Annotated in this window: 10 protein-coding genes and 1 riboswitch; of the genes, 3 read left to right on the forward strand and 7 right to left on the reverse strand. The window is 43.5% G+C overall.

Annotated elements, in window-relative coordinates; genetic code table 11:
* The first annotated feature begins 80 nt into the window (after window positions 1–80).
* Window positions 81–527 carry a GNAT family N-acetyltransferase gene (locus CLV38_RS06175; RefSeq protein ID WP_106192903.1) on the forward strand — a complete coding sequence of 149 codons (447 nt, stop codon included), beginning with the start codon at window positions 81–83 and terminating at the stop codon, window positions 525–527.
* A gap of 52 nt (window positions 528–579) precedes the next feature.
* On the opposite strand, the gene CLV38_RS06180 is transcribed toward CLV38_RS06175, so the two are convergent.
* The 7 genes from CLV38_RS06180 to gcvT all read right to left on the reverse strand — a co-directional run bounded on the left by CLV38_RS06180 (window position 580) and on the right by gcvT (window position 8,608).
* Window positions 580–2,304 (reverse strand): Na+/H+ antiporter NhaC family protein, encoded by a 1,725-nt coding sequence (locus CLV38_RS06180; RefSeq protein ID WP_106192905.1) that lies wholly within the window; start codon window positions 2,302–2,304, stop codon window positions 580–582.
* Between the two features lie 82 nt (window positions 2,305–2,386).
* Window positions 2,387–2,555: riboswitch (Lysine riboswitch) on the reverse strand.
* Between the two features lie 116 nt (window positions 2,556–2,671).
* Window positions 2,672–3,154 carry a nucleoside 2-deoxyribosyltransferase gene (locus CLV38_RS06185; RefSeq protein ID WP_106192907.1) on the reverse strand — a complete coding sequence of 161 codons (483 nt, stop codon included), beginning with the start codon at window positions 3,152–3,154 and terminating at the stop codon, window positions 2,672–2,674.
* Between the two features lie 91 nt (window positions 3,155–3,245).
* Entirely contained in the window at window positions 3,246–4,031 is a 786-nt protein-coding gene (locus tag CLV38_RS06190) for an SDR family oxidoreductase (protein ID WP_106192910.1), read from the reverse strand.
* Between the two features lie 121 nt (window positions 4,032–4,152).
* Window positions 4,153–5,616: an aminomethyl-transferring glycine dehydrogenase subunit GcvPB gene (gene gcvPB, locus CLV38_RS06195; RefSeq protein ID WP_106192913.1), complete on the reverse strand. Its 1,464-nt coding sequence runs from the start codon at window positions 5,614–5,616 to the stop codon at window positions 4,153–4,155.
* Entirely contained in the window at window positions 5,617–6,972 is a 1,356-nt protein-coding gene (gcvPA, locus tag CLV38_RS06200) for an aminomethyl-transferring glycine dehydrogenase subunit GcvPA (protein ID WP_281260044.1), read from the reverse strand.
* A gap of 84 nt (window positions 6,973–7,056) precedes the next feature.
* The gene (gene gcvH / locus CLV38_RS06205) at window positions 7,057–7,443 is read right to left on the reverse strand and encodes a glycine cleavage system protein GcvH (RefSeq protein ID WP_106192915.1); all 387 of its coding nucleotides are present in this window, start codon (window positions 7,441–7,443) and stop codon (window positions 7,057–7,059) included.
* Between the two features lie 52 nt (window positions 7,444–7,495).
* A complete protein-coding gene (gcvT, locus tag CLV38_RS06210; RefSeq protein WP_245920555.1) occupies window positions 7,496–8,608 on the reverse strand; it encodes a glycine cleavage system aminomethyltransferase GcvT in 1,113 nt (370 codons plus the stop codon).
* A gap of 267 nt (window positions 8,609–8,875) precedes the next feature.
* Between gcvT and CLV38_RS06215 the strand changes: the two genes are divergently transcribed.
* Both CLV38_RS06215 and CLV38_RS06220 read left to right on the forward strand, forming a co-directional pair.
* Window positions 8,876–10,069 carry an iron-containing alcohol dehydrogenase gene (locus tag CLV38_RS06215; protein WP_106192918.1) on the forward strand — a complete coding sequence of 398 codons (1,194 nt, stop codon included), beginning with the start codon at window positions 8,876–8,878 and terminating at the stop codon, window positions 10,067–10,069.
* A gap of 33 nt (window positions 10,070–10,102) precedes the next feature.
* Window positions 10,103–11,266, forward strand: coding sequence for a GerMN domain-containing protein (locus CLV38_RS06220; protein ID WP_106192920.1), 1,164 nt, complete (start codon window positions 10,103–10,105; stop codon window positions 11,264–11,266).
* Window positions 11,267–11,884: the final 618 nt, after the last annotated feature.

Below are 11,884 nucleotides of genomic sequence, written 5' to 3' on the forward strand. Positions count from 1 at the left end.
TCAAAGAATCTCTGTCTACCTTAAAAGAGTGATATAATCAAATGGATACAGACAAATCATTACATAGGAGTGATTCAATAATGAAAACAACAGAGCTGCAGGCAAGTCATAACCAGGAATTGAAGAGACTCTTTTTAAAGGTCTTCTCCAGTGATCCCTGGTTCGATAAATGGGAGGACACTCAACTGGATCTATACCTGCATGATTTAACGGGCAACAGTAATTCCCTTTCTTTTGTCTTGCGTAACGACCAGAATGACATCATTGGCGGCGCACTGGGCTATGTGTTCAACTGGTGGGAAGGACAAGAGTTTTACATAAAGGAATTCTTCATTTCAAATGACCTTCAGAGCAAAGGGATCGGCAGTCTCTTTCTTGATCAGATAGACGCATTATTAAAGCCTCAGGCGATCAGACATATCACGTTGAATACTGAAAGAACCTTCCCCGCCTATCATTTTTATAAGAAAAATGGCTTCACCGAATTAAGTGACTCAGTCTTTATGGCGAAAAAGGTTGATGAATGAATACTGGCTAAAAAAGGGTTCCCTCATATATGAGGGAACCCTTTTGTCCATTCTATTCTGTTATATTGTCGTGCAGGGACGTGTCGACTTTTTTTCCGAACAGGAAAACGATCATGATGACGATCAGAGTAGCCAGTGCTAATACGATATACACATTCAACCCGAATGCAGTAGGCAAGTACCCGAAGAATACGGATACGAGCGCAATAGTAACAGCGTAAGGCAGTTGTGTCTTCACGTGGTCAAGCAAGTTGGACCCTGCTCCCATAGCAGATAAGATTGTCGTATCTGATATCGGTGACGAGTGATCCCCGAAAATGGCTCCTGTCAATACAGCTCCGGCAGACATGACGATAAAGTCTGCATTCTCCGGCTGCATGGCCGTGGCCAGTGGGATAGCCAGTGGCATTAATATGCCCATCGTCCCATATGACGTTCCTGTCGCGAAGGAGATGATGGCGCCTAGCAAGAAGATGACTGTCGGCAATAAGGAAGGCGGTAACGTGTTTCCTAAGAGAGACACAAGATAGTCCGCTGTTCCTAACTCGCCCATTACGCCTGAAAGTGACCAGGCCAAAACAAGAATAACTCCAGTGATCATCAGTGTTTTCATACCGGACACCCAAATGTCAATCCCTTTTCCAAAGGTAAAGTGCCCTTTGACAACGCCCATCACCAGCGCAATAATGCTGGCAATCAAAGCAGCCTGGAACAGAACGACAGACGCATCAGAAGCTCCGAATGCTTCTCTTAATGTTACAAAGGAAAATGGTGCGTTTTGAACCGTTTGAATAAGTGCTGTGTTATCAGAAGTTAAAATAGCCTGGCGACCATCTGTGTAAAATCCTATAAAACTGAAGAGGATCAGTGCGCCGATTGGAATCAAAGCGCTCCAGATTGATGGTTCACCTTTCGCTACGATTTCCAGATCTTCTTCCTGAACTTCAGCAGACGCCCCATGGGCAATCAGCTGATGAGTGTCACGAGACCGTTCCTGAGCTTTTTTCATCGGTCCAAACTCTCGAAGTGTCGCAGATGTCAGAACAACGAATAAAAGCATTAAAATATTGTAGAATCGATAAGGAATCGTCTGTAAAAAGACGCCGTAAGCATTAACTTCCTGACCGATCGACAGATAAGCCTCGTTAATCAATCCAACTTCATAGCCGATCCAGGTCGAAATCAAAGCGATTCCTGCGATCGGTGCAGCTGTCGCATCAATAATAAATGCCAATCGTTCACGGGATATGTGCATTTTATCAGATACAGGACGCATGATCGGTCCGACGATCAGTGCATTTGCGTAATCATCGAAGAAAATCAACAAGCCAAGCGCCCAGGTAATCAACTGCGTACTGATCGGTCCTTTAGCTTTTCTAGCGAGTGCTTCCGCTATTGCACGTGCCCCTCCTGAACTGGTGATCAAAGCAATCAGTCCACCAATAACCAGTACCTGTAGTATGATCCCGGCATTCCAGGGATCTGCAAGTGAGGTCAGGATGTACTGGACGATATCAGTGAAACCCAGTATGATCCCCTCAAGGATATTGGCCCCCCCTGCGTATTGGGAAATGATCGTCCCGGAGAATATCCCTAAAAATAAAGACAAGACTACATTTTTAGTAATAAACGCCAAAGCGATCGCTACTAATGGTGGAATCAATGTGACTGCTCCTAATGTAGAGGCGAGCGTCCCTTCCGCTTCTGCCGCTAAGACAGGGCTTGGAATCAGACTGATCAGTGCAATCAGGGTAAACCATTGTATTTTTCTTTTCATTGTTCTCATTCTCCAATTCTTATTTTTTTGTATAGAAAAAGCACCCAGGAACATGCTCCTGGATGCTTAAAAGATAAACATTGAGTAGGATAGTGCTCCACGAAATCGTGACAGTCATACGCCTGTTAAACGTACGCCCAGAACAGCAAGTTGACAATCAGCTATCCTTCGGCAAAGAACCCTTTCGCAATCAGTCACAGGGAGTCACCCTCATGATCACTACTCTTTTTCTTTGCGCCTCTATCTTTTTAATTTTCACAACGTTTATTAGTCTACACTTATTTCAGAATGATTACAATAATAGTTTTAATTATATTATCTTACTCTAATCAAGTTCTTAAGAAAGGCTTCAATACTATTTTTTTATCTAAATGAGTGTTCTGATTTCATTAGTCAGTTCATCACTGTTTCTGACGACTTTACCGCGCTTTTTGACTAATCCGACAGTGTACAAATTGATGTATGAAAACGGTGATTCTGCAATCTCATCAAGCGCCTCTATTTTTTCAGTATTGGCTCCCGCCCCCTGACGAATATCTGAATAGACACCGATGATCGGTTTATTCATCGAATAGAAATAGCCGATTTCTGATGCTACTCCCGCGTCTATCGTCACGCCGTCTAATATGGCGACCAGTATGTCCGCTTTCTCTAAATGCGCATTGTCTCCATCTGCTATCTGGATACTGTTGGCATAGTTACTTTTGTCATTGATCGCTACATTTTCCTGAGGCAGATATATATCCAGCTGTTCAGAAAATGCCTGCCTTAATTTAGAAACGATCAGTGTGTTGTAGGTCTGCTCCATTTCAGTAAATAATGGAGATGCAAAATATATCTTTTTAGTCATAAGTCAGATCCTTTCGAGTTTAAACCCATTTGATTCAATTTTTTGCTCGCAAAAATGCTGCTTCCCGTAATGGCAAAGCAGACACTTGAACTTAATAGGCTTTGCTCAATGCTCCATCGACCAGAATCGTCTGGCCCGTTACATAGGTATTGACACCAGAAACCAGGAAAGTCGCCATTTTAGCAAATTCTTCAGGTTCTCCATAACGGCCGGCAGGTATCTGATCCTTAATCGAAGCCTGTATATCATCAACTGTCTTTTCTTCTCTTTCGGCACGGTTCTGGTCCAGTTCTGTGAGACGGTCTGTTGCGATCCGTCCGGCACCGATGGTATTGACCATTATCCCATATTGTGCCAGCTCCTGAGACAGACTCTTAGACAGACCTTGAACACCCATTCTGAAGACGTTTGACAGCAGCAGGCCATCAATAGGCTGTTTAACTGAAGACGATGTGTTATTGAGGATATGGCCTCTTGTTTCCTTCAGATCCGGCAGAACTTCTCTGACCGCTCTGATGTAACTCATCAATGTCAGGTCGAATGCTTTCTGAAAGTCCTGATCGGTCAGGTCTTCAAATGATCCTGCAGAAGGTCCACCTGTATTGTTGACCAGAATATTGATTTTGCCGAAAGTTTGACGGGTAACGTCAACTAGCGCTTTGATACTGTGAGCATCGGTCACATCCGCCACCATAAACTCGACTCGTCCTTTGGCAACCTGTTCGATTTCTTCTTTCGCCTGAACCAGCTTGTCCTTATTGCGACTGGTGATCATGACGTTAGCTCCTTCAAGAGCCAGTTCTTTGGCAACGGCCTTCCCCAGTCCAGTACTGGATGCCAGAACAATCGCTGTTTTTCCTGTTAAATGCAGATCCATAGTGTCCTCCCTACAAAAAACAGGCTCTTTAATGATAATAGCTAAAGAACCTGCTTTTTTTATTTAAGTTGATTGTTTCATTAATCCTAATCGATATCGATGCGTTAGTCAATGAAACAGCTTAATTTTTCTGATAGACAACGATCGGTTTGCGAGCCGCGGTGACCTCATCCAGACGTTTGACCGCTTTAGTATACGGTGCACCCGTAACCGTGTCCGGATTTTCTTCAGCGTCTTTTGCAATATCGATCAGCGCATCAGCAAAGGCATCCAGCTGCTCTTTTGCTTCCGTTTCAGTCGGCTCGATCATCAGACACTCTTCGACGATCAGTGGGAAATACACTGTTGGAGCATAAAATCCGTAATCCAGCAGACGCTTGGCAATGTCCAGTGTTCTGACACCCAGTTTCTTCTGGCGAATACCGCTTAACACAAATTCATGCTTGCAGTGATCTTTATACGGTGTTTCATAATAAGGTTCCAGTCTTGCTTTCAGGTAATTCGCGTGCAGGACAGCATCTTCTGATACCTGCAGGAGTCCTTCAGCACCCATCGAACGAATGTAGGAGTAGGCCCTGACGTTAACACCGAAGTTGCCATAGTAGCCTTTGACACGTCCGATCGATTGCGGATGGGTATAGGATAGACTGTACTCATCTTCCTCTTTTTTGATACGGGGAGCTGGCATAAAGTCTTTCAAGTAGTCTTTCACGCCGATCGGACCAGAACCCGGTCCTCCTCCACCATGAGGCGTACTGAATGTTTTATGCAGATTCAAGTGAACTACATCGAATCCCATTTCTCCAGGAGTCGATTTGCCCAGAATCGCATTAGCGTTCGCTCCATCGTAATAAAGGAGTCCGCCAGCTTCATGAACGATTTGAGCGATTTCCACGATATCCACTTCGAACAAGCCCAGTGTGTTCGGGTTAGTCAGCATCAAACCAGCAGTATCTGGTCCAACGGCTGCTTTCAGTGCTTCAACGCCGACTCGTCCTTCTTTATTTGATTTGATCTCAACGACATCATATCCAGCTACGATTGCACTAGCCGGATTGGTTCCGTGAGCGGAGTCCGGAACGAGAATTTTACGTCGCTTATCTCCTTCACCATTTGCCTGATGGTAGGCTTTGAAAATCAGGAGACCCGCCCACTCGCCTTGCGCACCCGCTGCGGGTTGAAGGGAAATGGCATCCATTCCTGTGACCTCTTTCAAGTTTTCTTCAAGACGGTACATCATCTCCAGTGCGCCCTGAGCCGTTTTTTCAGGCTGTAGAGGATGGATCTGTGCGAATCCAGGATAACGTGCAATATCTTCATTGATTTTAGGGTTGTACTTCATCGTACATGAGCCAAGCGGGTAAAAGCCCGTTTCGATTCCAAAGTTCTTATTGGATAAGCCCGTATAGTGACGCATAACCTGCAGTTCGGATAATTCCGGCAATTCAGCAGGCTCTTCTCTAATTAAATGGTCTGATACCAGATTAGTTAAATCCGTCTTCTCAATAGAGGATTCAGGTAAACTGTAACCGATGCGGCCTGGTTTGGAAATTTCAAATAATAAGTCATCATAGGTCGTTGTCATTTACTTGCCCTCCCCTGTTAAAATCGATACGAGTTTGTTCATTTCTTCTCTGGTGCGTTTTTCAGTGACACATAACAGCATCGTGTTCTCTTCATTCAGTTCTGAAGACACGTCATATCCACCGATGATCCCATTATCCAGCAGAACATCCGAAACTTCATTAATTGGTCTATCTAATTTAACGACAAACTCGTTAAAGAAGTTTGCCTCTGATAACACAGTCACGCCTTTGCTTTCCAGTTCGTTTTTCACATAATGTGCATGGTTGATGTTTTGCTGAGCCATTTCCTGCAGGCCTACTTTTCCAACAGCTGCCAGAAATACAGAACTGCCAAGAGCTGTCAAAGCCTGGTTCGAACTCATATTTGAAGTCGCTTTTTCACGTCTGATGTGCTGTTCTCTTGTCTGAAGTGTCATAACAAATCCACGCTTGCCGTCTTTATCCACTGTCTGACCGACGATTCGACTCGGTACTTTACGCATATATTTCTTTTTGACAGCAAAATAGCCACAGTGAGGTCCACCATAACTCATTGGCAGTCCAAAAGGCTGTGTATCCCCTACTACAATATCAGCACCAAGTTTACCCGGTGATTCAAGCAGCGCAAGTGCCAGGGGATTTGCCATTACGATAAGCATTCCTTTTGAGGCTTCGAGCAGTGATTTTATTTCTTTTAAATCTTCGATTGTTCCAAAGAAGTTAGGGTACTGGATGATGACTGCAGCTGTTTCATTTGAAATGCTGTTTTTCAGAGCCTCCAGATCTGTTGCTGTTCCATTCAAACCAATTTCCTTAACAGCATACTCCATTCCGTAAGCGTATGTGCTGATAACTTCTTTAGCTTGTGGATGAAGTGCTTTGGAATACAGAACCTCCTGTTTTTTTGTGACAGAGGTAGCTAAGTTGCAGGCTTCACCCAATGACGTGAATCCATCATATAAGCTAGAGTTGGCGACATCCATCCCAGTCAGTTCACACATCATCGTCTGAAATTCAAATAATGCCTGCAGTTCACCCTGGCTAGCTTCAGGCTGGTAAGGGGTGTAAGCTGTCATGAACTCAGAACGCAACAGTACGTGATTAACTATACTAGGGCTGTAGTGATCATAAGTCCCTGCACCTAGAAAATAGGCATGTGTTTCGGTTGTTGTGTTTTTAGCTGCCAGTTCTTTCATGTGTTTAGTAAGAGACAGTTCACTCAAGGCATCTTCCAGCTCGATTGCTTTCTCTTTCGTTGCGCGAGTAGATTCCGGTATATCCGAAAACAGTTCTCTTATCGATGACACCCCAATAGTCTCGAGCATGTCTTTACGATCTTGTTCAGTTGTTGGCAGGTAACGGTGCTGTTTTGTCAAAAGGGTCACTCCTTCAAATCGATTCATTTCAAAAAAAGAGCAGAAAGAAGACACGCGTTTGATCGCTCTTCTTTCTACAGGTTATTATAAACTTGAAACGTATTCTTCGTAAGCTGATGAGTCCATTAAACCAGATACATCAACGGCTTCTGAGGCTTGTATCTCAATAAGCCAGCCTTCTCCAAAAGGAGCTTCATTCAGTTTTTCAGGCTCGTCCTCAAGTGCACTGTTTACCTTGGCAACACTACCGGCTACAGGTGCGTAGATTTCAGAAGTTGATTTAACTGATTCTACTGTTGCAAATTCATCTTCTGCACTTAATTCAGCTTTCAACTCAGGTAATTCAACGAATACGATATCCCCCAGCTGTTCTACAGCATAATCAGAGATGCCAATACGGACATAGTCGTCATTGACTAATTCTACCCATTCATGTTCTTTTGTAAAAAATAATTTAGCTTTATCTGTCATTTTAATTCCTTCTTTCTTTATATAATAGTGCCAGATAACATCTGTTCAGATTCTACTGTTGCAAAAAAGTCTTCTTGATCAGTTTTGCCGGGACTTTTTTCTTCCTTACCTGAATATAAACGGTATCGCCCAGTTTTCCTGCGTCTTTTTTCATTCTCAGGAAGCCGATGCTTTTACCTAAGGTCGGTGACTGTGTTCCTGACGTCACGCTGCCTAATTCTTCACCTGATTCGCTGAGGACAGGGTAGCCTTCTCTGGCAATTCCTCTTTCCAGAAGTTCAAACCCTCTAGATAAATACTCTACCCCTGTTTCTTTCTGTTTTTCCAGAGCATCCTGACCGATAAATTTATCTTGTTTGTCCCATTTGACTGCAAATCTCAGTCCAGCCTCAAGCGGCGTAATGTCTTCTGATAAATCATGCCCATACAGAGGCATGCCTGCTTCCAGACGCAGTGTATCGCGTGAACCAAGCCCGCATTCAGCAATAGCGACGTTTTCTCCAGCTTTTTTAAGCGTCTTCCATAAAGCTTCTGTCTGATCCCATCTGACATATAGTTCAAATCCATCTTCACCAGTGTAGCCTGTTCGAGAGACAAGCACATCAGTGAAGTCAGATGAATCGATTTCAACTGTGAAATGATAGTTTTTCAGTTCTTTTACTTTATCTCCAAATACAGCAGCCACGACACTTTCAGCATCGGGTCCCTGAACAGCAATCAACCCTGTTTCAAGTGACTGATCTTCTATTGTGACTGACCCGTCCTGATGTGAAAGGAGCCAGTTTCTGATTTTATCGGTATTTGACGCGTTCGGGGTCAGTAAGTAGTCAGAATCGCTCTTTTTAAAGATGATGATATCATCTAAAATTCCCCCAGTTTCCTTCGTGACTAATGTGTATAACGCCTGTCCGGATTTAATGGCCGATAAATCGTTCGTGATCAACGTGTTCAACCAGCTGGTCGCCTGTTCACCTTTCACCTCGATTTCTCCCATGTGAGACACATCAAACAAGCCTACACGCTCTCTAACCGCATGGTGTTCATCTATTAGTTTAGTAAACTGAATCGGTAATGCCCATGATCCAAAATCAACCAATTTAATATCATTCTTAGTGTAATAATCAAATAAGGGTGTTCGTTTTAACTGCGTTTCTTCAATCGACAATGCCATCCCTCCACTACTGTTAAACAGCTTTTTGAAAGCCACGTTTCTTCTACATTCTAACATGATTTCATTCGTTCTCAAACAGTAAAAATGAGATCCACTTCGAAAGAATACGTTTACATTTTTATACAACGAATATTAACGCTTGCATACACTTTTATCGTTCGCTATTTGACTTTGCTGCTCCCCGGGTAATACTCAGCGTCTTTTTTTTATCAGACCCCTGCTTATGCTATACTTGAACTACATCAAAGGAGGACGAACTAAATGACATCAGAGATTTCAGATTTCACTTTTTACAACCCTGTAAAAATCGTATTTGGTCAAAATAAAATCGAACAATTAAGTAAACACATCCCTTCAGATAAGAAAGTTCTCATATTATATGGTGGCGGGAGCGTTAAACGATTTGGCACACTGGATCGTGTCAAAAAGACGCTTGCCGATTATGAAACAGGAGAGTTCGGTGGTATCGAAGCCAATCCCACTTTTGGAACATGTATGAAAGCAGTCGATAAAATAAATGAAGAGGATTATGACTATCTGCTTGCAGTCGGAGGTGGATCAGTAATCGACGGCGTTAAATTTATAGCTGCTGCAGCCGAATTTGACGGTGATCCAATCGATATTTTTGGAAAAGGAGTCGGCACCGGCAAAAAAGTAACATCCGCTTTACCCTTCGGAACGATTCTGACCTTGCCGGCAACTGGTTCTGAGATGAATGAAACGTCTGTCATCTCATTTCCTGAAAAAAAAGCCAAGGTTAGTTTCAGTAGCTGGGATGTTTTTCCACAATTTTCTATACTAGAACCCGAACTGACCTATACCCTTCCCAAGAGACAACTGGCAAACGGTATCACTGATTCTTTCATTCATATTTTAGAACAGTACCTGACCTACCCAGTAGGCGGTATGGTTCAGGATGAATTTGCCGAAGGTCTTTTACGTATTCTGATCAAAATCGGGCCTGACGTCGTTGATGAAATGAATCACGACTACAACCTGCGTGCCAACTTTATGTGGACCGCAACACTTGCACTGAATCGACTACTCTCAAGAGGTGTGCCAGGCGATTGGTCTACACATGCACTAGGACATGAAATCACTGTTCTAAACCATACCGATCATGCTAGGAGCCTGTCAGCTATCATGCCGGCTGTCATGATGGTCCGCAAACTGAAAAAATGGGATAAACTGGTACAATATGCTGAGAATGTATGGGGCATCACTAATGGCTCAGAAGAAGAGAAAATCGACGCCGCTATCTTAAAAACAGTAATCTTTTTCAAATCGATTGATATGCCGGTGAATTTATCGCAGGTTGATGTTAAAGAAGAGGATATTAATACCTTAGTCGGTCAGCTGGAAAAACACGGTAATGACGCTATCTCCGAGCGTGGCGACCAGACTTTGGATGTTTCACGAGAGATCTACAGACAGGCTTTGCTGAAGGATTTTTAATTAAATCGATAGACTATAAGAGGAGTGAAAACTATGCTAGACATTAAACGACTGCGTTACGCATCGCTGATAGTTTCCACTGGACTGCTGCTCTCAGCTTGTGCTGGAGAGACGGATGATGATCCTGATCCCGACACAGATGAAGAAGTTATCGCGCCAGAGCTAGACGATGATGAGACAGATGACACTGACGACGAATCAGATTCAGAAAATGACGATAATGACGATGAGGTGTCCGTCTCTCAGGATTTGACTGACTGGATTCCAATGGCAGAAGACACTCTGCTGGACTATGAAGGAGATGGCATCGAATATGCTTCCTTCACCCGCTATCCTCAATTCGTCCATGAAGACACCTATCAATTTGTAGAGTCTACTTCAGGAACTGATGTTGTGTTCATCTATGAATATACAGATCAGGAAGTCAGAGAAATTTTTGTCAGACCCGAAACCTATTTCCGTGACGACTTTGTCGATACAGAACTGAGCAGCGAACAGGAAAATTATGAAATCCTCCTGCAGCTTCCTATCGAAATGGGACAGTCGTGGGAAAGTCCTACAGGCTCCATTTCTGAAATCACCAATATCGATTTTGAAATCGATACGGAATTCGGAACCTTTGAAGCTATAGAAGTTACACGGACTGTTGATGAGACTGATACTCTCTACTATTATGCAGAAGGTCTTGGCCTGGTAGAACGTGTGTCTAATCCTGGGGATGAGGAAATGGAAATTATGTCTACCCTCATCTCCCGTTCGGAAAATCAGCCTGAAGAATTGCCGGTAACGATCTTTTCATTAGATGACCAAGGTGAAGGACTCATTGCATCAGACGTGACTATTGAGCTCTTCACAAATGAGCCTATCCGTACCGCATTAGTAGAGGTCCTCAGAGGACAAGCACCCGATACTGAGTCAGCTGCACTGATCAATGAGGGGGTCGACATCAACTACATGTTCCTAGGAGATGAAGATATTGCCTATGCTGATTTTTCAGTTGAGCTGACTGAAGAGATGCATGCAGGCTCCGGTATTGAAGGCCTGATTGTTCAGGGTATCATCAATACTATCGGTGGTTATTATAATGTTGAAGAGGTTTACCTGACGCTTGACGGGGAACCCTATTCTTCCGGACACTTTGAATTAACTGAAGGCGAAACCTGGCCAGTGGATCATTCCGCAGTGACCTGGGAGTAATTGATGTTAATGTAAACCCCATTCTCGGTATTCGAGAATGGGGTTTTTCATACTTTGATTTCTGGCTGTGTTTTGTATGACTCAATGGGTTTACTTGGGTTAGTCCTACATATCGGCGCTCTATTTGTAGCACTCGCTGTTTTTATTGAGTTGAGTACTCCATTTCCGGCTTCATTTGTAGGACTCGGCTAGACAGAATGAGACGAGTCCTACATTTCGGCGCTCTATTTGTAGCACTCGCTGTTTTTATTGAGTTGAGTACTCCATATCCGTCGCCATTTGTAGGACTCGACTAACTGGAACGAGACGAGTCCTACATTTCGGGGCTCTAATTGTAGTGCTCGAAAATCCTACTGAGTTGAGTACTCCATATCCGGGTCCATTTGTAGGACTCAGCTAGACAGAATGGAGCGGGCACTACAAATAACAGCAGCCTTGGTAGCCCCAACCGACTAAAAAGGATCTGCGCTCTTTTATTAAGACTATTCTTGTCCGCAGACAAGAATACCCCTTCTAATAGCATAATCGAGTAGGAGATAAATGATTAATTCATTTATCGTCCTCTCACACCACCGTACGTACGGTTCCGTATACGGCGGTTCAATATCTTAAGTAAGC

This window comes from Alkalibacterium olivapovliticus, from assembly GCF_003003275.1.
Taxonomy (GTDB): Bacteria; Bacillota; Bacilli; order Lactobacillales; family Carnobacteriaceae_A; genus Alkalibacterium; species Alkalibacterium olivapovliticum.